Source organism: Campylobacter sp. RM6914 (assembly GCF_004803835.1).
GTDB lineage: Bacteria > Campylobacterota > Campylobacteria > Campylobacterales > Campylobacteraceae > Campylobacter_A > Campylobacter_A californiensis.
This window is the reverse complement of the sequence record NZ_CP012545.1, coordinates 177,805-202,559: the sequence shown is the minus strand read 5'-3', so window position 1 is coordinate 202,559 and position 24,755 is coordinate 177,805. Positions and strand designations below refer to the sequence as shown.

Sequence of the window (24,755 nt, the reverse complement as noted above, 5' to 3'; positions counted from 1 at the left end):
AAATTTATAAAATTTCTATAAACTGTTTAAATATATATTTGCTTTCATTTGGTCCGCTGCTAGCCTCTGGGTGATGCTGAACGGAAAATACCGGAAAATCCTTATATCTAACACCCTCTATAGTTCCATCAAATAAATTTCTATGTGTTATATGAGCGACCTCGGCGATCTCTTCAGGAACATTATAGTTGTGGTTTTGAGTAGTTATCTCGATCGCTTTTGTTTCTAAATTTAGCACAGGATGGTTTGCTCCATGCTGTCCGAATTTTAGCTTATAGGTCGGATAACCCATGGCATTTGAAAGAAGTTGATGTCCAAGACATATCGCAAATATCGGGATTTTAGCGTCTATGATCTTTTTTATCTCGGATATTTCCGACTTTAAACTTTTTGGCTCTCCTGGACCGTTTGACAAAAACACACCATTTATTTCGCCGTTTTTAAATTTTTCTATCAGATACTCGGCTTTTACGCTATGAGGCACAACAACCACCTCAAGACCGACTTCGCAAAGCTCATTCAAGATGTTTCTTTTTACGCCAAAGTCAAGCACAGCGATCTTTTTGCCGATACTTTTTAAAGGCTTGTAAATTTTAGCGGTTTTATCCCAACTTCCAAATTTATGCTCGTATTCATCAGTTGAACCTACAACTTTTACATAGTTTGTATCCTCTATGCGTCCGCTTGCTTCAAGACGACGTTTAAGCTCTTCTTTGTCGCTAATTTGCGTTGAAATATACGCCATCAAAGCACCCTCGTCACGAAGCATTTTGGTTAAAAATCTAGTATCTACATCATAAACGCCGAATTTACCTTGCTCTTTGAAAAATTCTCCCAATGTTTTTTGCGACCTATAATTTGATGCAAATTCATTATAAGAGCGCATGATAACGCCACTTGCATAAATTTTATGGCTCTCCATATCGTCATCATTTACACCCACTATACCGATTTCAGGCATAGTAAATACGATAAACTGACCTGCATAGCTAGGATCACTCATGATCTCTTCATAGCCGGTTAAAGATGTGTTGAAAACAAGCTCGCCGGCACACTCACCGTGAGCTCCAAACGCTTTTGCTTCAAGATATGTGCCGTTTTCGATGTAAATATAAGCTTTCATTACAGCATTCCTCTTTTTTTAAGTTCGTCTTGATAAAGGCGCTCAAAAACAATGTCATACTCCTGGGTTCCAGGGATAAGTTTATGTTTATAACTCTCTATCTTTTCAAGAACATCATCTTCTATCTTTTCGTAATTTTTCAAATACCCGTCTATCGAGCTGTAGATAACATTTTTAACGCGGTTTTCAGAGACATTATACTCAACCAAACTACTCTTCCATACCGTCTCTAAAATTTTATGAGCTACGTTGCTAAACCTATCCTCATGGGTTAGTATCACATCAAAATCAGCCGCTAACTTTTTCTTTATAAGCCAGAACATGTTTTTACGATCAACTTGCATAAGTTGCATTTCGTCTTCGTTTTTCTCTAAAAGCTCGTTAGCTCTCTCCTCTAAGGCTCTCTCTTTTGCTATATCTTCATTTAAAATTTCAGTAGCCTTAGCAACTATCGGTTCTATGCCTTTGTTTAGCTTAACAAAGCCACAATTTAAAAGATCTATCGCTATTTTATGTGCGACATAAGGCACATGTGGTAGTTTCATCCGCATATTTAACCCTTTATTTTTTATTACATTGTAGCTAAAAAAAGGTAAAAATCCGTTAAAATTTAAAGAGATAAAGTGGTCAAAATGTTAAAAATAAACCGAAATTTAAAATTTTTCTTTTTTATTTGTTTCGTTTTATCTTTACAGCGTAGTCGCCTTTGTTTTTTATAACATAAATTGTATCTTTAGTTTTATATAAAGGACGGAAATTTACAGTTTTTACACCGCTATCACTATCTTGTATAAACTCGTCATAATCAGGCTCTGCAAAAATTCTCTCCCCCACATTAAGACCTATCGCAGGAAGCCAGCTAAGGAGCGAAAAAAGTAAAACTATAACATAAAATGCACGAAAAAATTTTCTAAATTTAGAATATAAAAACGCATAACCGACAAATAAATAAAGAGGAGCAAGCCATAAAATCGGCACATTATGTATAAAAATGGCATTAAAATACTCATCAATGCCGTAATGGTCAAAGTAATTAACCTTAAGCCCGGCAAATAGAGTAAAAATCGGAGCTAAGACAAACAAAAATCCCACAAAAAAAGAATTTATAATCTTCATCTTAGCCACCTTTTTTGTTTTGATTATACTAAAAACAAGCTGATTTTAGCCATCAAAATAAAAATTTACTACACATATCCTTGATCGATCATCGCGTCGGCTACTTTTCTAAATCCCGCGATATTTGAGCCAAGCACGAGGTTGCCTGCATCGCCAAATTCCTCACTTGTAGCGTATGAAATTTCAAATATATGATTCATTATGCCGCGAAGTCTTTTATCAACCTCCTCAAAGCTCCAAGATGTCATGCCTGCATTTTGCATCATCTCAAGTCCGCTAGTACCTACGCCTCCGGCATTTGCGGCTTTAGCGGGGGCAAAGTAAAAGTCTTTTTGCGCAAGCATGAAATTTACGGCATCAAGCGTGCTTGGCATATTCGCACCCTCGGCTAAGAATTTACATCCATTCGCATAAAGGACTTTAATGTCGGCTAAATGAACTTCGTTTTGCGTAGCACAAGGAAATGCTCCGTCACAAGGCACATCCCAAACGCCGTTGCGTCCCGGTGCGTATTCGTTTACGCTTATGTATTTTGCATGCGGTCTAAATTTGGTGTATTCACTCAAGCGCTCTCTTCGAACCTCTTTTAGTTCTTTTAAAAGTGCCACATCAATACCTTCACTATCATAGATATAACCGTTTGAGTCAGACGCAGTAATAGGCAACGCACCAAATTGATATAGCTTTTCGATGGTGTAAATAGCAACGTTTCCACTTCCGCTGATAGAGCATTTTTTACCCTCTAAGCTAAGACCTGCTTTTTTAAGCATGTTATCCGTAAAGTAAACTAAGCCGTATCCGGTTGCTTCAGTTCTAGCAAGACTTCCGCCCCAGTTTAGTCCTTTTCCTGTTAAAATTCCGTCAAATCTTCCAGTGATCTTTTTGTATTTGCCAAAAAGATAGCCGATCTCACGTCCGCCAACACCGATATCTCCTGCAGGAACATCGGTTGTATTGCCTATATGTCTGTAAAATTCTTCCATAAACGCATGGCAAAATCTCATTATCTCATTATCGCTTTTGCCTTTTGGATCGAAGTTGCTTCCGCCTTTTGCACCGCCGATATTAACGCCGGTTAGTGAATTTTTAAAAATTTGTTCAAATCCTAAAAATTTCAAAACGCCTAAATTTACACTAGGATGAAGTCTTAAACCGCCTTTATACGGACCGATGGCTGAGTTAAACTGGACACGATATCCGTTGTGAACTTGCGGTTTGCCCTTATCGTCAACATAAGTCACGCGAAAAACAACGGTTCTTTCAGGAACGGTGATCCTCTCTAAAATAGCGTGTTTTTTATATTTATCTTCTCTTGATATCAAAGGATCAAGGTTGTAAAGAACCTCGGTAGCTGCCTGGATGAACACCTCTTGACCAGGATTTAGTCGTTTAAGATCTTCTAGAATACCATTGATGTATTCGCTCATTTTTGCTCCCTTTTGATTAATTTATAGTTGAATACTAACATGCCTATAATTTTTTTTAGTTTAAAAATACTTTCAGTTTTTTATTTTAGGCATTTGTGTTACGTATGGTAACTAAGAGCATAAGAGCTTACGCAAAAGCTGTATAAATGGGCATTACAAACATTGCATATATTTTTTAAAAATTTATATGAATTTAGAAAATTGATCGTTTAAGATATGATTTTTACAAAAATTTAAAGAAATGTGAGAAGTGTATTTATCTTATGCGCTTTATATTGGTTTTTGAAATTTTATAAATTTTTGATCCTTTAGCTTGGTAAAATCGCTCATCTACAACAATATCGGCAACATTTCTAGCCCAAATTTCATCAAAATTTTCGCCATGTCTGTTCGCGCTTGTAGAGTAAAGCCAGCTGTGCATGTCAAGAAATTTAGCATGCTCACCATCTTTTACAACCCTGATCGCTTTTAAATTTGGATACAAAAATGTAGTTTTTTTAGAGCGCCTAACCATGTTTTTAAATTTATTTGGCACTCTTGTTAAGTTTTGCAAAGTGGCAAATTTGGCAGTTGCGATCAAGCATGGTTGGTCTAGTTTGCGCTCTTTTACTCGGTTTAGCTCGCGGTAATCCTTGCTTAAAAATCCTGCCGTCGTATCGGTTTGCGCTAGATATATCAAATTTGCACCCCTACTCGTAAAATTTAATAAATTTAGCTTTTAGCTCATTTATGGCATCTGCCATCATCTTATCCTTATCCACAGCGCCCACCGATGCGCCCTCAGCTCACACGATATCAAAGCTCTCAAACCCCAAAAATCAACAAAAATGCCTTTTATGTAAATTCTAGTTAGCTCCATAGGCGAGTATTTTGGATCGTTTTGCGAGTAGATCCCACCGCTTGCTTGAAGTAGCATAACCTTACGTCCATCGTTCATTAACCCTACAGATCCGCCTGTAACGTATTTAAAGGTTTCGCCCGCCATGAAGATATTATCAATATAGTTTTTTAGCTTTGAAGTTATGTTGAAGTTATGAAGCGGAGTAACGATAACTACGCGCTTGCAGCGTTTAAACTGTGCTAAAAGTCCGGCTTGTGCGTCTGCTACCTTTTGCTCGTTTTGGCTTAATTTTTCTTCGTTTGAAATTTTTGCCCAGGCATTTAGCATATCGCCGTCAAGCGCTGGGATAAACTCATCGGCTAAATTTAAAATTTCGAGTTTATCTTCGTCAAATTTAGCTCTAAATTCAGCCAAGAAAGCATTTTGCAGCTTTTTAGAATATGAATTTTCCTCATTTAAAAACGGGTGTGCGCTTATGATCAAAGTTTTAATTTTATATCCTTTATTTTAAAGTTGTATTATAATATTTTTCTGCGACTTTATTGCTTGTCTTTTTTTGCTAATAAAAATATACAAGAGATGATCAAAACAAACCCCGTAAAGTCCAAAAACACAAACTCCGTCCCAAGCCAAAAGTATGCAAAAAGTGCCGCACTTACGGGCTCTATGCAAGCTATCAAGCTAGCCTTGCTAGCCCCTAACGACTTAACGCCTACCATGTAAAAACTAAAGGCGCAAATCGTGCCAAAAAATACAACCGAGATAAAAGCCAAAAAGCCGCTCACATCGCTCACACCGTTTAAATTCCACACTCTCATAAAAAACGCAAGCAACACCCCGCCTATCACCATCCCCCAGCCTAAATTTAACGTAATGGGGTATTTTTTATTAAGCCTTGTGGGCGAAAGATTATAGATACAAACACAAACCGCGCTTAAAAGACAGTAAAATAGAGCCTTTGGACTAATAACAAGCGTGGTTAAATCGCCGTGAGTTGCCAGTAAAATAACGCCCAAACTAGCTAAAATTAGAGCGATTAGCTCATTTATCTTGGGCGATCTTTTTTCTATCACACAAACAACCGCCAAAATAAGTGCGGGTGCTGAATACTGAATAACGGTCGCAACGGCGGCATTTGATAGCTCTATCGCATAAAAATAGCTGTATTGCGTCAGCATAAGACCTAAAATGGCATAGATTAACATTTGCGGAAGAAGCCTTATGTCTTTTATCGGTGCAAGCGCGCTTTTTGGCGAAGTGATAAAATAATAAACAACAAGCGCCAAGCCTGCCAAAAGCAAGCGATACGGCACAAGCCAGTCGCTACTAATGCCCTTTTGCGTAAATAAATACTGCCCGCAAACTCCGCTAAATCCCCATAAAATCCCGCCAAGAAGCGTGATAGTAATGCCAAAAAATTCATTTTTTACTAATTTTATCATTAACAACATACCTGAGTTTAAATTTAAATAAGCAGTACTGCTCCCTTTTAAGTAGCCAAAATTTAAAACTACGTTTTATTACATTAAATAGTCGTATTGTCTTAAACGCTCTTATGTCTTGTAAATTTATGTTTGAGTTCAATTTATCATCACTATTTTTATAATTATATAAGAACTACTTTAAACAAATAAAATTTAAACAAGTGCGCTTGAAAATATTATACTTTTTTTATACTTTTGTATTAAAATGATTTCTTAATTTAACAACAAAGGAGAGTAGTAAATGGATAAAAACAAGCTAAGATCAGTCGCTGCGGCATTTTTACTTTGCTGTATGCCAAATTTCATGCTAGGACTTGATATAGTAGGAGCAGATACCGAGATCTTGATAGACGACAAAGAAGCAGGCACATTATATAAAGGCACTCACATCCAAAAAGACGGAAGCAAATACAAAGTGAGCGCATCGGTAATGAGCGGCAATGAATATATTTTGTTTTATAACGACATGGATAGGATAAAGCTTGCAAGGATCACTGGCGAATCTGTTAAAAATTTAAAAATCATATCAGAAAAAGAAGATGAGTATGGCGTCAAATGGAAAAATATAGAGCTTAGCTTCAACATAAAAGACCCAAGTGTTATCAAAAATACAAAAGATGGTTTATGGGAGGCCGAAGAGGATCTTTATCTTCGTTGCGGCAGCTGTCATGTTGCAAAAGCGATAGATGAATACACCATAAACCAATGGCCAAATGTCGTAAAAACCATGAGCGACAGAGCAGGTCTTAACAAAGACGAAACAAGACTTGTCGGCTCATACTTGCAATACAAACTGTTAGACAAATCAAACAAATAACCACGAAAGGAAGAAAAATGCAAAGACGAAATTTTCTAAAGGGAATGGCGTTAGGCGTAACAGCTGCACCAATGCTATCAAGTGCTAAAATTTTAAGCAATAGCAAAAAGGTAACAACAGCCACACACTGGGGTCCACTTGAAGCGACTATCGAAGATGGCAAGCTAACGGAAGTTGAGCCACTAAGTTTTGATTCAAATCCACCTCTAATGAACAAAGCTGTTCGCAGCAGAACATACGATGAAACTCGCGTGCTTTATCCCTATGTTAGAGAAGGATTTTTAAAAGATCGTCACAAAAGCGACACTACCATGCGTGGCAAAGATAAATTTGTGCGCGTAAGCTGGGAAAAAGTAAATCAAATCATCTACGAAGAGATCGCAAGATGTCAGAGGGATTTCGGTCCAGAAAGCATATATGCCGGAAGCTACGGCTGGTTTGGTATAGGCAACCTAAACAACCCGCAAACTCTATTAAAAAGAATGTTAAATTTAACCGGCGGCTTTGTAGATAGCAAGGGAACTTACTCTACTGGTGCAATATCCGTCGTAACACCGATAGTAATGGGAACAAACCATTATTTTAGACACACAAGCTTGGATAATATCGCAAAACATACGCAAACTCTCGTGCTCATAGGTTGCGATCTAGTGCGCACCACACAGATAAACTGGGACGTTCCTGCGCATAAGTCTTATGATGGATTTGTAAAAATTAAAAACTCCGTAAAAGAGGGCAAACTAAAAGTCATCTCGATAAATCCTTTACGCACAGACAGTGATAAATTTTTTGACGCTAAAAATATAAAAATCATACCAAACACAGACGTCGCGCTCATGGTTGCAATGTGTTATCATCTATATGAAACAGGTCTTTATGATAAAAATTTTATCGAGAGATATACGGTTGGATTTGATAAATTTAAAGATTATTTTACAGGCAAAAGTGATGGAGTAAAGAAGGACCCGGCTTGGGCTAGTAAGATCACAGGCATTAGTGAAAAAGAGATCAAAGAACTAACTCAAACCATGGCTAAAACAACAACCATGATCATGCCTGGCTGGTCACTACAAAGACAAGACCACGGCGAGATGGGAAACTGGGCTGTATTTACACTAACTGCCATGCTTGGACAAATAGGCAAAAACGGCGGCGGATGCGGTGCAAGCTACCACGGTGACGGTAATGTCGGCTCGACAGAGCGTGTTGGCGTTTCAATACCAGGCATAACAGTAGGCAAGCCGATGACTTATAATGCAGGAACAGGCAACGATACAAGCTCGTTTGAGCAAAGCTTCTCAAACAAAGCGATACCTGTAGCTAAAATTTCAGACATGCTACTAAATCCGGGCAAGAGCATAGATTATAATGGCACAAAGGTAGAATTTGCCGATATTAAGCTTATCTACTGGGCAGGCGGTAACCCGATGCATCATCATCAAGACCGCAACAAAATGATAAAAGCATGGCAGAAACCGGAAGTTATCATCAACCAAGACCCATACTGGACTGCCAGCTCACGCATGGCAGACATCGTTCTTCCTGCTTGCACAGAGATAGAGCGTGACGACATAAGCGTTGTTGGCTCCGAGTCCAAAACAGGTCTTATCGCACTTAAAAAAGGCATAGAGCCTGTTGGCGAGTCAAAAGCTGATTATGATATCTTTACCGATATAGCCGATAAATTCGGCAGAAAAGATCTATTTACCGAAGGTAGAGATGCTAAAGGCTGGGCAAAATACTTCTACGAGCAAGCCATGGAACAAGCTGTTGCCAAAGGTATAGAGCTACCTAAATTTGAGGCATTTTGGGAGAAGGGCTATTATGAATTTACAAAAATGGAACAAGGCGGGGACGACTATGTTGCATTTAAAGAATTTGTTGAAGACCCGATAGAAAATCAACTAGGAACTCCATCCGGCAGGATAGAAATTTTCTCCAAAAAGGTTGCATCTTACGGATATGACGACTGCGAAGGTTATGCTAAATTTTACGAACCGGCAGAATGGCTAGGAAACGCTACTAAGGATTTCCCATACCACCTAATATCGCCGCACCCAAGACACAGACTACACTCTCAACTAAACAACACCATCTTGCGTAAAGTGTATGAAGTAAACGAGCGCGAGCCTATCTTGATAAATCCGGAAAACGCAAAAGAAAAAGGCATAGTTGACGGGGATTTGGTTCTTGTGTCGTCAAAACGCGGTAAAATTCTTTGCGGTGCAGTTGTGACGGATGATGTTAGAAAAGATGTTGTATGTGTAGCAGAAGGTGCATGGTATGATCCGCAAGATCCGGGCGAGATAGGTAGTATGTGTGTTCACGGTGATGTCAATGTCTTAACTATCGACAAAGGCACATCAAAACTAGCGCAAGGCAACATATCGCATACCGCGCTTGTAAATATAGAAAAATTCACAGGCACAGCACCTAAAATCAAGGTCTTCTCAAAGCCTAAAATGTAATTTTAATGTCCGAGTCTTCTCGGACATCTTCCACCACTAAACTACTCGCAAAGTGATAATTTATAGCCGATCCCTTGAATGTTTTTAATAAGTGTTGCATAAGTTTTGTTGCGTAGTTTGTTTATATAATTTCTCATAGTGTCAAACGACGCGACCTTGCCGCTCCATGTGAAATTTTCTATCATTTCAAAGGATACCACTCGGTCTTTATTTATCGCTAGTATATGCAAGAGTCGTTGCTCTGTTTTAGTTAGTGCGATGTTTTCATCGCCGCTATAAAGAGTTCTACTTTGGATATCATAGCTAAAGCCTTGCCCTAAATTTAAGCGCTCTAGCGCCTTTATACCGTTTTTGCTAACCATTAGCATGGTGATTAATAACTGCTGTTTATCAAATGGTTTTTTTAAAAGACTGCTGTTTTGTATGGTTATTAAATTTTGTAAATTTTCATCGGTATCATAGGCTGTGATAAATATTATCGGAGTTTGCTCATCAAGTTTTCTAATGTGTTTTACCATCTTTATGCCATTCATGGAAGTCATATTTATATCGGTTATGATCAAATTTATATCATTTTGACTAAAAATCTCGAGTCCATCTTTGCCGTTTTGCGCTTTAAAAATTTGCCCCACATAAGGCTCGACAAGCTCTTTTATAACATCTCGCAGATGCAAATCATCCTCAACCAAAAGCACGTTTATACGACTAAGTTCTTTAAATATTGTATTCATTTTAGTAACTCTATCTCAAATTTTGTCGGGTTTGCGGCACTAACGAGCTTTATATCGCCACGTAGTTTTTTCTCAAATATCAACTTGCAAAGATAAAGCCCCATGCCGGTGCCTTCGCCACCTTTTGTTGTAAAAAACGGCTCAAATATCTGTTTAGCCAAATTCTTATCAATACCGCCGGCATTATCCTCTATGCCGATCGTAAATTTTTGCCAATCCTGTCTTAATGTCACCGTGATATATGGCTCAAAATCACATCGCATAGCCTTTTTAACAAGCTCGTCTTTTGCGTTTATGATGATATTCATTAAAACATGTTTAACATATGTCGGATAGCTTGTGATCTGATGTTCCTCATCATCATAAATAAAATTTAACTTTATATTTTTTACCTGAAGTTGAGGCCTACAAATATATAAAACATCGTCCATTACGTCAATCAGATCAAAACTTTTTTCACAAAAATCCTCTTTATAAAAATTCCTAAAAACATCTATCGTTTCGTTCATCAGGTCGATATTCATACGCATATTTAATATATTTTTTAAAGCTTTTTCATTAGCACTCATGCCGCTAAGTAGCTCTTGCGTGTCGCTTGCTAAAAGCAAAAGGGTATTAAGGGGTTGTTTATACTGATGAGATATCGCGCTTACCATCTCGCCAAGAGCAACCATTTTGGAATTTTGTAATAAAATTTGCTCTTGTTTTTGCTTATTTTGTTCCAAATCTATCTCATGCGTAACATCGTGAGCCATGATAAATACTCCGTCAAAAACACTGTATTTATCCAAAAGCGGCAAAAATTCGACCTTATAAAATAACTCGTCTTTTTTTAAAGTTAAGCCAAAACTTTTTTAGGGTTATTTGTAATTTGCTCAAATATATCTTGCATGTTTTGATTTTGATAGAAGATATCCGGAAGCTCTTTTAGGTTTTTGCCGATATTTGCCTTAAATTTTAGTCCGAAAATCTTTTCAAATTCTTTATTTATAAAGGCGATATTGCCGGCGCGATCAGTTATAACAAGTCCACCGATAGGGTTTTTAGAAAAAAGATTTAACAAATGCTTGCTCTTGTAAAATTTTCGCTGTGCGATATAAATAGCAACAAATGCGTAAACCCCAAAAAGCACTAATGCCAAAAATATACCCAGATCTCGCAATGTCTTTTTATTAACCTGCTTATAAATCATCGTCTCATCCAACACGCTAACTAATATCCAGTCGCTATTTGCCAATGTATCATAGACAAAAATATATGGCTTGTTTTTTATAAAAATTTGCTCATTTCCCTCTCTTTTTTTAGATATGGTTTTTAGTGCATTTTTTACTTCGATACTATCAAAGTCTAAAATTTGACCCATTTTATCCAGTGCGTTTTTGCCGTTTACTATCAAAAATGCCGAACCGTTTGAAAGCGGAAAAAGCGTTGCAAGCTCTTTTTGAAAAATTTCAAAATCCAAATCAGCCGTCAAAACACCGATAAATTTACCATTTTTAAAAAGCGGCGTAGATACCGAGATAACATATATATTAAGTAGCCTATCAACATAAGGCTCGGTAAAACCAGTTGCCATATTTTTCTTTGCCGCTATAAACCAAGGGCGGTTTGAAAAGTTATATTGCGGTTCGATATTATTACTGGCGATAAATTTATACGTATCTATATAACCGGAATACACAGCCAAAAATCCTGTCGTCCTAGCTATGATATTAAGCACGCCTTTTATAGTGTCATAATCTGTCGCATACTCTTTTGTCTCTATAAATCTAGCCGTCTCTTCAAGCAGTCTCTTTTGCTGCTCTATCCTCTCGTTGATAATGGCTTTGTATTTTTGAACGGTCGTAACTTGACTAGTAACTGCTACATTGTATGTATATTTTTTATTTTCATCATAATTTGTATAGACTAAATAAAAATAACCAACGGCAAGAATAGCTAAAAAATAAAAAATTACCTGTTTAAATTTCATTATAGCATTATAGGATTTTTAAGATAAATTTACTTACTCAAACAAAGCAAAATACACAAAAGCGTTGTTTGGTTAAGATATTGACTTTATTTTAAATTTAAACACTAAAAATAAGCATGAATGCAAGTGCTAACATTATCACGCCTACTATAAATTCTAAAATTTTCCATGCCACCGCCTTTTCAAAAAATGGGGCTAAAAGCCTAGCACCGTATCCAAGCGAAAAGAAAAATACAAACGACGCACTTACGGCACCTGCTCCAAAGATGTTTGCATTGGTGCCAAATTTAGTAGAAACAGAGCCAATGAGCATAACGGTATCAAGATAAACATGCGGGTTTAGCCAAGTAAATGCGAGTGTTAAAAGAGCTGTTTTTGTAAGTGACGCAGTAGCAAAACTTTGTGGCTTTAGGGCGTGCGTCATCTTATATGCGCTATAAAAGCTTTTTATCCCGTAAACAAACAAAAATGCCCCACCACCATATCTAGCAACACTTTCTAAGTAGCTAAATTTTTGCGTCATATAGCCAAAGCCGCCAACTCCTGCTACTATCAAAATAGCGTCTGACATAGCACAAATAATACAAACTAAAAATACAAATTCTTTTTTGATGCCCTGCCTTAGCACAAAGGCATTTTGCGCTCCGATAGCAAGTATAAGTGATAAACTAGTAAGAAATCCGGATATAAAAGCATCCATAAAAAACCCTTAAAAGCGCAGTTTTACGCCAAATTTCGATGTATATAAACGCTTAAAATGAGATCAAATTTATGGTCTAAGCCATAGCCTAGACCTTTAAATTTGATTAATTCTTAAGATATTCTTGAAGTGATCTTACTTCGTAAGCCGAGCCGTCTTGAACGCTTTTGATCGACTTAGCGGCCGCAAGTGCCGCACGCATCGTGGTAAAATACGGTATCTTAAATCTCAAAACATTTTGGCGAATTTTTTTACCGTCATCGGCATTTGATTTGCTATCGCTTGTGTTTATCACAAGTGCGATATCGCCGTTTTTAAGCTTATCTTCGATATTTGGACGACTTTCGCTGATCTTATATACAAATTCCGCTTTTATGCCGTTTTCGTTTAAAATTTTATGCGTTCCACCGGTTGCCGTTATGTTAAATCCAAGCTTGATAAGATCTCTTGCTAGCTCACTTGCATAAGGCTTATCGGCATCGGCTAAGGTTAAAAATACAGTTCCGCTTGTAGGCAAGCAGTTGCTAGCAGCTATCTGGCTCTTAACAAAACTTCTAGCAAAATCAGGACTTATACCCATTACTTCGCCTGTTGATTTCATCTCAGGCCCAAGGATTAAGTCAGCACCCGTTAGCTTATTAAACGGAAATACCGCCTCTTTAACACAAACATGATTTTTGATATTTGGTAATAAAATTCCGTCTTCTTGTGTTAAAACACCGTAACTGTCGTAGAATTTAAGTGCTTCACGTAAATTTCCCTGCCACATAACCCTGGTTGCAACCTTTGCCATCGGTATGCCCGTAGCCTTGCTTACAAAAGGCACGGTTCTACTTGCTCTTGGGTTTACCTCGATCATATAAAGCTCATTTTCATAGATCGCAAACTGGATATTCATAAGTCCGATAACGCCTAAATTTAAAGCTATATCACGAGTTTGAGCACGGACTTTATCTATCATCTCCTTACTTAAACTCATCGCAGGCAAGATACAAGCGCTATCTCCGGAGTGGATGCCTGCCTCCTCTATGTGCTCCATTATCGCACCAATATAGACATCTTTACCGTCACTTATCGCGTCTACATCAAGCTCTGTTGCATCTTGTAAAAATTTATCAAGCAACACGGGAGAGTTGTTGCTAACCTGAACTGCCTCATTCATATACTCTTTTAGCTCCGCCTCACTATGAACTCTTCTCATCGCTCTACCGCCTAATACATAGCTTGGACGAACAAGCACGGGATACCCTATCGCAGCTGCCTTTTCGATAGCCTCTTTTTCACTTGTAGCGGTATCGTTTTTAGGCTGTTTAACACCTATCTTATCGATAAATTCGCTAAATTTCTTTCTGTCTTCGGCAACATCTATGGTTCTTGCGCTTGTGCCTATTATCTTTGCTCCGGTTATAGTCAAGCGTTTAGCAAATTTAAGAGGAGTTTGTCCTCCAAAATGAACTATAACACCGTCAGGCTTTTCGCACTCTATAACACTTCTTATATGCTCAAAATCAATCGGCTCAAAATAAAGTATATCACTTGTATCATAGTCGGTTGAGACGGTTTCTGGGTTGCAGTTATACATTATCGTTTTTATACCAAGATCACGCAATGCATAACTTGCGTGCACACAACAATAGTCAAACTCTATGCCTTGTCCGACGCGGTTTGGACCACCGCCTATTATCATGACTTTTTTATCGCTAGTAGCAGCTTTAGCCTGCTTTCTCTGGGTGATATTTGTAGTAGAGTAAAGATAAGGCGTTAGGGCTTTAAATTCTCCCGCACAAGTATCGACTTCGTTGTATTCAAGGCTTATACCAAGCTTTTCGCGAGCGAAATAAATATCATTTTGACTAAGTTCAAGGTTGTCTTTTTCATTTATCAAATGCGCTATCATCTTATCCGAAAAACCCATAGTTTTGGCTTCTCTAAGCAAATTTGCGTCATTTAATATATCCATATCGATCTTGTCTTCAAATTTTACTATTTGATGAATTTGATCCAAAAACCAAGGATCGATCTTGCTAAATTCATGAATTTCTTCTAAGCTAAAGCCTTGTCTGTAAGCTTCGGCTATCATTAAAATTCTATTTTCATTTGCATTTCTAAGACCGTATATGAGTGCATTTTTATCTAAATTTAAAGAGTTAAATCCGCTCAAATCACGCTCCATAGAACAAAGCGCCTTTTGGATACTCTCCTTAAATGTCCTGCCTATTGCCATAACTTCGCCAACAGACTTCATTGCCGTGCCAAGATAAGGGTTAGAGCCTGGAAATTTTTCAAATGTAAAGCGAGGAATTTTAGTAACGATATAATCGATCACAGGTTCAAAGCTAGCAGGAGTTCCCGTAATGTCATTTTTTATCTCATCAAGGCTAAATCCAACCGCCAAAAGAGTAGCAACTTTTGCTATAGGATAGCCCGTAGCCTTACTAGCAAGAGCAGAAGAACGTGAAACGCGTGGGTTCATCTCTATAACGATCATTCGACCTGTTTTTGGATGTATAGCAAACTGGACATTTGAGCCACCCGTATCAACACCTATCTCGCGAAGTATAGCAAAAGAGGCATCGCGCATAACTTGATACTCTTTATCTGTTAGCGTAAGTGCAGGAGCTACTGTGATACTATCTCCGGTATGAACACCCATAGGATCGAAGTTTTCGATAGAACAAACTATGATACAGTTGTCGTTTCTATCTCTTATAACTTCCATCTCATACTCTTTCCAACCAAGCAAACTCTCCTCAATAAGAATTTCATGTATAGGAGAGGCCTCAAGTCCAAGTTGAGCAAGCTCTTTAAATTCGTCTATATTATACGCTACGCCGCTTCCTGCTCCACCAAGAGTAAACGACGCCCTTATAATGATAGGAAAGCCAATATCGTTTGCCGCGTCTAATGCCTCTTGAAAACTGTGAGCATAGTGGCTTTTAGGAAGATCCATGCCGATCTTTTTCATAGCTTCTTTAAAAATTTGTCTATCTTCGCCTTTTTTTATAGCCTCAGGGTTTGCGCCAAGAAATTTGACATCTCCTAGCATATTTGCCTCATAAAGCTCCATGGCAACATTAAGAGCAACTTGACCACCCATCGTAGGCAAGATAGCATCGACATTTTCTCTGTCTATGATGCGTTTTATACTCTCTTTTGTTATAGGTTCAACATAAGTCGCATCGGCAAAATCAGGATCAGTCATGATCGTAGCCGGATTTGAGTTTATTAATACAACGCGATATCCAAGCTCTTTAAGCGTTTTAGCAGCCTGTGTGCCGCTGTAGTCAAACTCACAAGCCTGACCGATAACGATCGGACCCGAACCTATAAGCAAAATCGTTTTAACATCATCTCTTCTTGGCATTATCTTTCCTTTGTAACAACATATAAATAACTTGGTATATTAATCTGAGCATAAGGCTCGACTAAAACGCTTTGGTATAAACTCTCATCAAAAATTTCAGACACTTTTCCAACAGGTACTCCGCTAAAAAATGCTCCGTCAAGACCGCTAGTAAAGACCTCATCGCCGATCTTTGGTCTTAGCCATTGAGGTATAAATTTGATCAAAATTCCATTTTTATTACCGTGCGCGATACCTGGAATTTTGTCATTACCTATATAAACGGAAAATAGACTCTTTGGGTCGTTTTGAAGCAAGGCAAGCGGTTTGCCGTCCTTTTGTATCACAACACCTGCACTTTTTCCTTGGTATATAAGACCGTAAATTTTATTTGGATCATATCCTTCAAATTCGGTTATCCAAATTTTATTATAATCCCCGATATTGGCATAACTTAACCCCTTTACAAGACGAACTTTAGGGGCGTAAGCAGTTGCGTTTTTATCTTTTAAAATTTCATTTAGCTCGTTTGCGAAGGTGCTAAGAAGCATTGCCGATCTTTCAAGCTCGGCATTTTGCTCTCTTAGGCTTTTAATCTCGGCAACTTGCCTAAAATGTTCATTTATCTTATCTTTTAAATTTTTTGCGATATCATCATAAAAATTTATAACATAATTACTCGCTTTAACCGACAAATTTGTAAAAATTCCGCCTTTATAAACGGAAAATACAATAAGTAGTGCGATTAAAGCAAAAAGAGTAATCTTAGTCTTCATTTATTAGCTGCTGAAGCAAACTTATCTCTTCTAGTGCTTTTCCGGTTCCGTGCGCAACCGCAAGCAACGGCTCATCTGCAACAAAAACAGGAAGTTTAACGATATCAGAAAGATATTTGTCAAGTCCGCGTATAAGCGCACCACCTCCGGTCAAGACTATACCTGTTTCAACGATATCACCCGCAAGATCAGGCGGCATCATCTCAAGAACGGTTTTTAACGCATCGGCTATCTCTTTAAGAGGCTCTCTCATAGCCTCTCTTACATCTTCGCTAGTTAGCTCTACGCGGCTTAAAAGTCCGCTAACCTGGTCGCGACCTTTTACTACTACCGTTAGTTCCTTATCTAGCTGAATGGCAGAGCCGACACCGATTTTGATCTCTTCACCCGTTCTTTCTCCGATAAGTAAGTTGTATTTTTCTTTTATATAGTTTACTATACTTGTATCTATCTTATCTCCTGCAGTGCGGATAGACTTGCTTATAACTAATCCTCCAAGAGATACTACGCCTATCTCGGTTGTTCCACCACCGATATCTACTATAAGGCTTCCTTGCGGCTCACGAACCGGTAAATTTGCTCCTATAGCTGCAGCCATAGGTTCTTCTATCAAAAATACCTCTCTAGCACCGGCACTTAGCGCACTCTCTCTGACAGCCTTTCTTTCTACTTGAGTAAGACCGTAAGGCACGGAGATGATTATGCGAGGGCGGATAAAGCTCTTTCTTTTATGCGTCTTTTCTATAAAGTAGCGTATCATTTTCTCAGTCATATCAAAGTCAGCGATAACACCGTCTCTCATCGGACGAATCGCCTCTATATCACCAGGAGTTTTACCAACCATCTCTTTTGCCGCATGTCCTACGGCTAGAATTTTTTGTTTCCCGTATTTTTCACGACGAACCGCAACTACTGAAGGTTCATTTATAATAATCCCTTTATCTTTAACAAGCACAAGGGTGTTTGCCGTACCAAGGTCGATACCCATATCGCTTGAAAAAAACCCTATCAGTTGATCTAAAAACATTTACTTCCTTTACGCGCTTTTTTTATTTTGTTTTATAAAAATCGGCTTTACACCATCTTTTACAACTTCTTTTGATATGACCACCTCATAATCTCTTAATTCAGGCAGATCATACATAACATCCGTCATTATCTCTTCCATTATACTTCTAAGTCCGCGCGCGCCGGTTTTTCTCTCGATCGCCAAAGAGGCGATTTCAGACAAGGCATCATCGTCAAATTTCAAAGCAACACCATCGATAGCAAACAGTTTTTGATACTGTTTTAGTATCGAATTTTTAGGCTCGGTTAAAATTTTAACCATATCTTCTTTTGTAATCTCATTTAATGTAGCTACCACGTGCAAACGTCCGATAAGCTCAGGGATAAGTCCAAAATGCACCAAATCATCAGGCTCAAGAAGTCCTAAAAGATCCTCTTTTTCACTTTTTGTTCGTTTTTCTTGGTTAAAACCTAAGACATTTTTACCAACGCGTCTTTCGATGATATCCAAAAGTCCGTCAAATGCACCGCCGCAAACAAATAAAATATTTGTAGTGTCGATTTGTATAAAGTCTTGGTTAGGATGTTTTCTACCGCCTTTTGGTGGGATATTTACAACACTTCCCTCAATGATCTTAAGAAGAGCTTGCTGCACACCCTCGCCTGAAACATCACGTGTTATACTTCGGTTTTCGCTCATCCTGGCGATCTTGTCTATCTCATCGACAAAAACTATACCCTTTTCAGCTTTTTTAACATCGCCGTTTGCGGCTTGAAGAAGACGAGTAAGGATATTTTCGACATCTTCGCCAACGTATCCAGCCTCAGTAAGGCTTGTTGCGTCACATATCGCGATAGGAACATCAAGAAATTTTGCTAAAGTCTGCGCCATCAAAGTTTTGCCACTTCCTGTTGGTCCTACAAGTAAGATATTTGACTTTGAAATTTCAGTGTCGTCTTCTATCTCGCCTTGTTTAAAAATTCTTTTATAGTGATTATAAACACCAACGCTAAAAACCTTTTTAGCCCTATCTTGACCTACGACATAACTATCAAGGACTGATTTTAGTTCTTTTGGAGTTAAATTTTGATACTGAATTTCTTCACTTTCTTCTTTTGTGTCGATACTGGTATCGCCGTATATCATATTATAAGCAGCGCTTATACAATACTCGCATATAAACGCATTGCCGGCAATATCAGTTAGCAAACGACGTTCGTTTGACTCGTTTTCGCCACAAAAATTACACTTTCTCGCCATCAATCTCTTCCTTTTGCAAGCGGAATTCCTCTTGCCGTATTTATTATAAAGTTACACATTTTTTTGACATTTTCGTCACTTGTTTTTACGATAAGCTCATTTGCTTGGTCTTTTATACTTACACCTTGGTTAAATAAAAATTTATAAGCCTTTACAAGCTCTTCAACCTGCTCTTTTGCAAAACGTCTGCGAATTCCGACTAAATTTAAACTTCTAATATAAGCACGGTTTCCTTCGGCCAAACAAAACGGAACCACATCTTGAGATAAAGCACTAGCTCCTGCTATCATGCAACTTTCGCCTATTTTGACAAATTGATGAACAGGCGTTAGCCCGCCTACAACAGCATAATCACCCATTTCCACATGTCCCGCCAGTGTTGCGTTATTTGCCAGGATAACGTTATTGCCTATCACGCAGTCGTGCGCGATATGACAATACGCCATTATAAAAGCGTTATCGCCGATACGAGTTATGCCATCGCCTTTGTGAGTTCCTGAATTTATCGTGCAAAATTCGCGTATCGTAGCATTTTTGCCAATTATCACGCCGGTATTTTCCTCATCATGATAGCTAATATCTTGCGGGATATCTCCTACGATAGCGTAACTAAAAACACGTCCGCCATCGGCTATTTTTGTGTTGCCGATTATCCTTGCACCTTGTTTTATGGTAACACCGTCGCCCAAAACAGCTTTTGAGCTAACATAAGCATAGGCTTCGATATTTACGTCTTCGCCTATTATCGCGCCATCTTCAACCACTGCTGTTTGATGAATTTTTTTCATGATACTTTTTGCCTTTAAATTACTTATCGACTATCATCGCCTTTAATTCAGCCTCTGCACAAAGCACGTCATCAACATACGCCTTGCCTTCAAGCACCCAGATATTTCCTTTATGTTTTAAAACATTTAGGCGGTATTCCAAACGATCTCCCGGTTTTACGGGATGGCGAAATTTAGCACCGTCTATACTCATGAAATAAACAACTTTATTTTCGATACCAGCTTGATGTTCGTCGCTCATGCTTTTAAACGCCAACACGCCGCCGGCTTGCGCCATGCCTTCGATTATCATAACGCCAGGGTATATCGGATGACCCGGAAAGTGTCCTTGAAATATCGGCTCACCTATCGTTACGTTTTTATAGGCAATGATATTTTTAGCAGGCTCTATCGCAGTAACTCTATCGATAAGCAAAAACGGAAATCTATGCGGAAGAATTTTTTGAATTTGAACTACATCTATCACTAAAAGACCTTTTAAGTAAAAATTTTTCATAGATTTTAGCGAATTTTTACTAATACCAAGTTTATTGCCAAGAAATTTAAAAATTTATAAAATTTCTTTTAGGTAAATTTTACGACAGATCTTTGTTTTTATTCAAGCGATAAAATTTCACGGCTGTCGTTATAAGTAACGTTTTTAGCATAAATTTCATACCTTCCTGCGTGAATTTCATCTAAGATAATGATCGGATTTTGGCTAAAGTCACCGCAAATTTCACGGCGCAAACTTAACTCGTCATTGACATCTAGTGGATGTTTACAAATTTCGATTACGTTTTTATAATTTTTTTTGCTTAGTTTATTAAATCGTTTAAGACTTAAAAGCGTAACGCCGTCTCGTAATTCATCGCAAATTTCAGCCGTTTCATTTAGGCTAAATTTTACATTTTCTCTTTTAAAATTTGAGTATAAAAAAAAGAAGCTTGGCAAGATGGAGTTGTTAAATTTTACATAAGCGCGAAGTAAGCGGTAGTTTAAAAAATATTTGCGCGAAAGATGAAATTTCACACCGCCACTCTCACACTCTCTTACCCTTTCGTAAAGCTTCAAACGCTCCTCTATGCTTCCTGGCAAAATTCGTCCGTTAATTTCACTCATAAGCTCTGACACCGGCAGTTTTTGAGCCTCTCTTTGCTTTGATAGTCCAAATACACAGCCACAGTAGTTTTGATGATAAAGCTTATCTTTTTTGGCTAGCTCAAACTGCTCGTTTGTTCCACCATTTTTTCTATAATCAATCGCAACCGCCGTTAGATCATATCCTCTGACAGCATTATTTAGGGCATTTTCAAGCTGTATAAAGTCCTTTTTAGGGCTCATCAAAAGTGTGGTCGTGATCGACTTTTCGCCAAGTTCAACAGCTTTTTTAGCCGAATTTCCAACACGAAATTCAAAACAATAAACGCAGCGCTTGCCCTTTTCAGGCTCATTTTCAAGCCCTTTTGTACCACTAAGCCATGCCTCATAGTCGTATTCGCCCATGATAAGCTCTATACCCATCTGATCGCACGAGCGTTTTACATCCAAAAAACGCATCACATACTCACTATACGGATGGATGTTTGGGTCGTAAAAGTAGCCTATTAGGCGCTCATTTGAAAAATCAGCTCGCAAACGACGTAAAAAATAATGACTATCAACAGAGCAACAAATATGAACCAGCAAATTTTTCCTTTTATCTTTTGGTTAAAATTTATCAAATTTAACCATAACAATTTAATTACATTATGAAATTTTATACTATTTTGTCTTAATGAAAGGAAGTGCGCCTTGCATATAACAAAACGCACTTAAATTTGACGACTACTCTATCGGAGCTTTGCTTTGCAAAAAGCGATTTAGCGTCTCTACTTCTTGTGGGGTTAGTGCAGAGTTGCTTATCATGGTTTCGATCACGCTTGGCCATACATTTGCGCCAAATTCATCATAAGCATGGAGTGCGTGACAGCTGCCGCATCTTTCTTCAAAAAGCGCCTGTCCTGCCTTGTGAACAACATCTATGTCGGCAACTAAAGTATCTTTTTTCACAAAGCCTTTAACACTTACTTCATCCCATTCGTTGTCATAAGGGTCCTTGTGTGTTTTTATGACTTTAAAAGTTTTCATGTCACCTACATTGATATCCTGCTCCAAAACCCCTACTCTAGCGTATGCGATAGGGCTTTCACCAGGGATAAAACCGACATACTCAACCTCTACATATTCGCCGTTTTGTGAAATTTGCTTTAATTTCGCTCCAGCATGCAACTCTGCTATAACCTTGCCGCCTACCTTATCTAAAACAGGCGTCATGGAGCCGACAAATAAGTCAGCTCCACAAGCAAAACTAGCTATGATTAAAGTAGCTAAAATTTTTCTCATTCTTATGCCTTTTTGCTAAATTTAGGCTGCGAGAACACCTTAATGCTCGGTAATTCGCCTTCAAATTTTTCTATTTGAACGAGTGCCGTAGCCTGGTTACCGCATGCAAGGCTTGAAGTAGGCTCGTTTGGCACTAAGACGTTTACATTGCCATGAACGCAAATTCCGTCTTTTTCAAGCACCGGATCCCACCAGCCGCCTTCTTGAATTCTTACCACGCCTTTTTTAACAAATTCTGTGACTATCACACCCGCAAGGACGGTTCCACGATCGTTAAATACTTTAACGATATCGCCTGATTTTAATTTTCTAGCTTTAGCGTCCTCAGGATGTATCCATACGGGTTCTCTGCCTTTAACCTCTTCTAAATTTCGTAGCCATGTATTGTTTAGCTGGCTATGCAAGCGGTATTTAGGGTGTGGGCTAACTAAATTTAGAGGGTATTTGTCAGTTTTGTTACCTATCCATTCCATCGGTTCCATCCATGTAGGATGTAATGGGCAGTCGGCATAGGCGGCTTTTGCGATCTTTTTAGAAACTATCTCTATCTTGCCCGATGGAGTTCCTACGCGATTTATGATAGGGTTTTTTCTAAATTCTGCTTGTTTTACATACTCGTAGGCGTGTTGCGGTATCTTAAACTCAACATATCCCTTCGCCCAGAATTCATCAAATTCAGGCATGCCAAGGTTGCTTTCGTCGCCTTTTTTCTTTGAAGTATTATAAAAGTGCTTGATCCACTCCATTTCGGTTTTACCCTCAGTAAATGCCATTAGCTCTTTATCTCCGAATTCTTTTAAAATCCCGCTATAAATTTCATAATCAGACTTCGCCTCTCCATAAGGCTCGGCTATCTTATGCATTGCGATTATAAATTTATTTGTGTGTGACTTTGTTATGTCGTTGCGCTCTTGCTCGGTAGCAGCAGGTAGCACGATATCTGCCATTCTAGCACTTGCGGTCCAAAAGCAGTCTTGCACGATAAACGTATCAAGCTTTTCAAATGTTTTTGCCATTAAATTTGTATCTGGGTGATGATGGTATGGGTTACCGCCTGCCCAGTAAGCCATTTTCAACTCAGGGTAAGTTAGCTTTTTGCAGTTAAAGTCTATCTCTTTGCCGGGATTATTTATGCAATCTAGGATACGAGAAACAGGTATCGCGATATTGTCACGGCTCTTCCACTCTCCCTCGCTTGAAGGAACTATGCTCATAGCTCCTAGTCCCGGAAACGCCGAAGAGCCTGCCGCTTTACCGCTTGCAAGAGCTAGCGAGCTACCTACCGGAGCAGCAGGGCTTGGGCATCCTCCGTCCGAGTAATGATAGCCAAATCCATATCCACCGCCTGGAAGTCCGATCTGACCTATAAAGCAAGCAAGAACGGTTAACATCCAATGAAATTGCTCTCCATGATGAGCACGTTGAGGCCCCCAGCCGCCCATCAACATGGTTCGTTTTGAGCCAAATACTTTTGCAAGCTCTTTTATCTCTTTTTCGCTAACGCCGCAAATTTTACTCGCCCATTTTGCATCTTTGACGGTTTTGTCTTCTGCTTCGCCATTTAGGTATTTTTTAAATTCTTCCGCTCCGCTTGTATATTTTTTCAAGAAATTTTCATCAGCCTTACCAAGCTTCATCATCTCGTAACATATCGCCATCATTAAAGCAACGTCCGTTGTAGGGTTTACAGAGATATGTTGTGCATTTAGATAATCAGCAGTGTTGTTGTAAACAGGGTCTATTACAATGACTTTAACGCCGCGTTTAGCCATCTGCTCTTTAAGTTTTCTAAAGTAGATATAGCTCTCATGATCAGGCACACCCCATGCGATCTGGTTTGTATTTATTGGGTCTGCGCCCCAGATGACTACTAGCTCTGTATGTTTTAAGATAACAGGCCAAGCGGTTTGCAACGCACCGCTCTCGTCAGTGCCGCTTACGTAAGGCATAATAGCCCGTATCGCATGAGTAGAGTATGTAAGAGTTCTTGTGGTATATCCGCCTAAGATATTTAGCATCCTGCCTAGCAGCGTTTGTGGGTTATTTACGCTTCCTACACTATACCAGCCGTAGCTTCCGCCGTATATCGCGCTTGATCCGTGCTCTTTATAAACGCGTTTGAGCTCGTTTGCCACTAGCTTATACGCCTCATCCCAGCTAACCTCAACCCACTCATCTTTTCCTCTCATGCTTTTGTCACTTTTATATCCATCTTTTAGATAGCCTTTGCGCACGCTAGGTTTTGCGATACGAGTATCATCGTAAGTTCTAGCAACTACGCCTTGAGTAAGACTTACAGGAAAAAAATCAAGCTCGCTCGCGTCCATTGCGCTTTCAAATCTACCGTTTTTACCAAAAGCTCTTAACGGTCCAAAGTGAGACGCGGTCATCCTTGCACTCTCGTCGTTCATAAGAGAATTACTTATGATGTCTATTGCACTTGAGCTGGTTGTTCCAACAGCCGTTGCGGCAGCCATACCGCTTAAAAATTCTCGTCTTTGCATTACTTCTCCTTTATTTACGAAAATTTGTATAT

At 38.7% G+C, this 24,755-nt stretch carries 22 protein-coding genes; 2 read left to right on the top strand and 20 right to left on the bottom strand.

The features are described from left to right. Positions 1-4 precede the first annotated feature (4 nt). The 7 genes from carA to CCAL_RS01030 form a co-directional block, all read right to left on the bottom strand. On the bottom strand, positions 5-1,123 hold the full coding sequence (gene carA / locus CCAL_RS01060) for a glutamine-hydrolyzing carbamoyl-phosphate synthase small subunit (RefSeq protein ID WP_169937625.1): 1,119 nt from the start codon (positions 1,121-1,123) through the stop codon (positions 5-7). Continuing rightward, positions 1,123-1,674, bottom strand: a complete 552-nt coding sequence (locus CCAL_RS01055) for a DUF507 family protein (RefSeq protein ID WP_170015216.1) — start codon at positions 1,672-1,674, stop codon at positions 1,123-1,125. The genes carA and CCAL_RS01055 overlap by 1 nt, the downstream gene beginning before the upstream one ends. A gap of 118 nt (positions 1,675-1,792) precedes the next feature. Beyond that, entirely contained in the window at positions 1,793-2,239 is a 447-nt protein-coding gene (locus tag CCAL_RS01050) for an isoleucyl-tRNA synthetase (protein WP_170015218.1), read from the bottom strand. Between the two features lie 68 nt (positions 2,240-2,307). Beyond that, positions 2,308-3,666, bottom strand: coding sequence for an NADP-specific glutamate dehydrogenase (gene gdhA, locus CCAL_RS01045; protein WP_169937631.1), 1,359 nt, complete (start codon positions 3,664-3,666; stop codon positions 2,308-2,310). 256 nt (positions 3,667-3,922) lie between these two features. Then, positions 3,923-4,345: a Sua5 YciO YrdC YwlC family protein gene (locus tag CCAL_RS01040; protein WP_169971935.1), complete on the bottom strand. Its 423-nt coding sequence runs from the start codon at positions 4,343-4,345 to the stop codon at positions 3,923-3,925. Between the two features lie 63 nt (positions 4,346-4,408). Then, positions 4,409-4,990, bottom strand: a complete 582-nt coding sequence (locus CCAL_RS01035; protein ID WP_170015220.1) for an FMN-dependent NADH-azoreductase — start codon at positions 4,988-4,990, stop codon at positions 4,409-4,411. Positions 4,991-5,046: 56 nt separating this feature from the next. After that, positions 5,047-5,949, bottom strand: a complete 903-nt coding sequence (locus tag CCAL_RS01030) for a DMT family transporter (RefSeq protein WP_170015222.1) — start codon at positions 5,947-5,949, stop codon at positions 5,047-5,049. Between the two features lie 283 nt (positions 5,950-6,232). Here CCAL_RS01030 and CCAL_RS01025 point away from each other — a divergent pair, with 283 nt between their 5' ends. Next, positions 6,233-6,808, top strand: a complete 576-nt coding sequence (locus CCAL_RS01025) for a hypothetical protein (protein ID WP_169937636.1) — start codon at positions 6,233-6,235, stop codon at positions 6,806-6,808. A 17-nt stretch (positions 6,809-6,825) separates the two neighbouring features. Beyond that, complete coding sequence (locus tag CCAL_RS01020) at positions 6,826-9,276, top strand: molybdopterin-dependent oxidoreductase (RefSeq protein WP_170015224.1); 2,451 nt, start codon at positions 6,826-6,828, stop codon at positions 9,274-9,276. 41 nt (positions 9,277-9,317) lie between these two features. Here CCAL_RS01020 and CCAL_RS01015 read toward each other — a convergent pair whose 3' ends face one another. The 13 genes from CCAL_RS01015 to CCAL_RS00955 form a co-directional block, all read right to left on the bottom strand. Then, the gene (locus tag CCAL_RS01015) at positions 9,318-10,007 is read right to left on the bottom strand and encodes a response regulator transcription factor (protein ID WP_170015226.1); all 690 of its coding nucleotides are present in this window, start codon (positions 10,005-10,007) and stop codon (positions 9,318-9,320) included. Further along, positions 10,004-10,807, bottom strand: a complete 804-nt coding sequence (locus CCAL_RS01010; protein ID WP_172285022.1) for a sensor histidine kinase — start codon at positions 10,805-10,807, stop codon at positions 10,004-10,006. Before CCAL_RS01010 ends, CCAL_RS01015 begins: the two co-directional genes overlap by 4 nt. 38 nt (positions 10,808-10,845) lie before the next feature. Next, positions 10,846-11,979, bottom strand: coding sequence for a cache domain-containing protein (locus CCAL_RS01005; protein ID WP_170015230.1), 1,134 nt, complete (start codon positions 11,977-11,979; stop codon positions 10,846-10,848). Between the two features lie 97 nt (positions 11,980-12,076). After that, positions 12,077-12,679 carry a LysE/ArgO family amino acid transporter gene (locus tag CCAL_RS01000; RefSeq protein ID WP_170015232.1) on the bottom strand — a complete coding sequence of 201 codons (603 nt, stop codon included), beginning with the start codon at positions 12,677-12,679 and terminating at the stop codon, positions 12,077-12,079. A 106-nt stretch (positions 12,680-12,785) separates the two neighbouring features. Beyond that, positions 12,786-16,043, bottom strand: coding sequence for a carbamoyl-phosphate synthase large subunit (gene carB, locus CCAL_RS00995; protein WP_170015234.1), 3,258 nt, complete (start codon positions 16,041-16,043; stop codon positions 12,786-12,788). Further along, positions 16,043-16,798: a rod shape-determining protein MreC gene (gene mreC, locus CCAL_RS00990; protein WP_169937649.1), complete on the bottom strand. Its 756-nt coding sequence runs from the start codon at positions 16,796-16,798 to the stop codon at positions 16,043-16,045. Before mreC ends, carB begins: the two co-directional genes overlap by 1 nt. Then, on the bottom strand, positions 16,788-17,825 hold the full coding sequence (locus CCAL_RS00985; RefSeq protein WP_169937650.1) for a rod shape-determining protein: 1,038 nt from the start codon (positions 17,823-17,825) through the stop codon (positions 16,788-16,790). The genes mreC and CCAL_RS00985 overlap by 11 nt, the downstream gene beginning before the upstream one ends. A gap of 9 nt (positions 17,826-17,834) precedes the next feature. Beyond that, the gene (gene clpX, locus CCAL_RS00980; protein WP_169999955.1) at positions 17,835-19,067 is read right to left on the bottom strand and encodes an ATP-dependent Clp protease ATP-binding subunit ClpX; all 1,233 of its coding nucleotides are present in this window, start codon (positions 19,065-19,067) and stop codon (positions 17,835-17,837) included. Next, on the bottom strand, positions 19,067-19,855 hold the full coding sequence (lpxA, locus tag CCAL_RS00975) for an acyl-ACP--UDP-N-acetylglucosamine O-acyltransferase (RefSeq protein WP_169972538.1): 789 nt from the start codon (positions 19,853-19,855) through the stop codon (positions 19,067-19,069). Before lpxA ends, clpX begins: the two co-directional genes overlap by 1 nt. Before the next feature lie 19 nt (positions 19,856-19,874). Continuing rightward, positions 19,875-20,321 carry a 3-hydroxyacyl-ACP dehydratase FabZ gene (fabZ, locus tag CCAL_RS00970; RefSeq protein WP_169972539.1) on the bottom strand — a complete coding sequence of 149 codons (447 nt, stop codon included), beginning with the start codon at positions 20,319-20,321 and terminating at the stop codon, positions 19,875-19,877. 128 nt (positions 20,322-20,449) lie between these two features. Continuing rightward, positions 20,450-21,523 (bottom strand): epoxyqueuosine reductase QueH, encoded by a 1,074-nt coding sequence (locus CCAL_RS00965; RefSeq protein WP_170015236.1) that lies wholly within the window; start codon positions 21,521-21,523, stop codon positions 20,450-20,452. Between the two features lie 138 nt (positions 21,524-21,661). Continuing rightward, the gene (locus CCAL_RS00960; protein WP_170015238.1) at positions 21,662-22,219 is read right to left on the bottom strand and encodes a hypothetical protein; all 558 of its coding nucleotides are present in this window, start codon (positions 22,217-22,219) and stop codon (positions 21,662-21,664) included. 2 nt (positions 22,220-22,221) lie between these two features. Next, on the bottom strand, positions 22,222-24,723 hold the full coding sequence (locus CCAL_RS00955; protein WP_169999952.1) for a molybdopterin-dependent oxidoreductase: 2,502 nt from the start codon (positions 24,721-24,723) through the stop codon (positions 22,222-22,224). Positions 24,724-24,755: the final 32 nt, after the last annotated feature.

Excerpts from the sequence above, each read along its gene's own strand:
- CCAL_RS00960 (WP_170015238.1), bottom strand. The coding sequence starts at position 22,219 with ATGAGAAAAATTTTAGCTACTTTAATCATAGCTAGTTTTGCTTGTGGA.
- CCAL_RS01005 (WP_170015230.1), bottom strand. The coding sequence starts at position 11,979 with ATGAAATTTAAACAGGTAATTTTTTATTTTTTAGCTATTCTTGCCGTT.
- CCAL_RS01000 (WP_170015232.1), bottom strand. The coding sequence starts at position 12,679 with ATGGATGCTTTTATATCCGGATTTCTTACTAGTTTATCACTTATACTT.
- CCAL_RS01050 (WP_170015218.1), bottom strand. The coding sequence starts at position 2,239 with ATGAAGATTATAAATTCTTTTTTTGTGGGATTTTTGTTTGTCTTAGCT.
- carA (WP_169937625.1), bottom strand. The coding sequence starts at position 1,123 with ATGAAAGCTTATATTTACATCGAAAACGGCACATATCTTGAAGCAAAA.
- CCAL_RS01055 (WP_170015216.1), bottom strand. The coding sequence starts at position 1,674 with ATGCGGATGAAACTACCACATGTGCCTTATGTCGCACATAAAATAGCG.
- CCAL_RS00955 (WP_169999952.1), bottom strand. The coding sequence starts at position 24,723 with ATGCAAAGACGAGAATTTTTAAGCGGTATGGCTGCCGCAACGGCTGTT.
- CCAL_RS01020 (WP_170015224.1), top strand. The coding sequence starts at position 6,826 with ATGCAAAGACGAAATTTTCTAAAGGGAATGGCGTTAGGCGTAACAGCT.
- CCAL_RS01015 (WP_170015226.1), bottom strand. The coding sequence starts at position 10,007 with ATGAATACAATATTTAAAGAACTTAGTCGTATAAACGTGCTTTTGGTT.
- gdhA (WP_169937631.1), bottom strand. The coding sequence starts at position 3,666 with ATGAGCGAATACATCAATGGTATTCTAGAAGATCTTAAACGACTAAAT.
- CCAL_RS00985 (WP_169937650.1), bottom strand. The coding sequence starts at position 17,825 with ATGTTTTTAGATCAACTGATAGGGTTTTTTTCAAGCGATATGGGTATC.
- carB (WP_170015234.1), bottom strand. The coding sequence starts at position 16,043 with ATGCCAAGAAGAGATGATGTTAAAACGATTTTGCTTATAGGTTCGGGT.
- CCAL_RS01030 (WP_170015222.1), bottom strand. The coding sequence starts at position 5,949 with ATGATAAAATTAGTAAAAAATGAATTTTTTGGCATTACTATCACGCTT.
- CCAL_RS01025 (WP_169937636.1), top strand. The coding sequence starts at position 6,233 with ATGGATAAAAACAAGCTAAGATCAGTCGCTGCGGCATTTTTACTTTGC.
- lpxA (WP_169972538.1), bottom strand. The coding sequence starts at position 19,855 with ATGAAAAAAATTCATCAAACAGCAGTGGTTGAAGATGGCGCGATAATA.
- clpX (WP_169999955.1), bottom strand. The coding sequence starts at position 19,067 with ATGGCGAGAAAGTGTAATTTTTGTGGCGAAAACGAGTCAAACGAACGT.
- mreC (WP_169937649.1), bottom strand. The coding sequence starts at position 16,798 with ATGAAGACTAAGATTACTCTTTTTGCTTTAATCGCACTACTTATTGTA.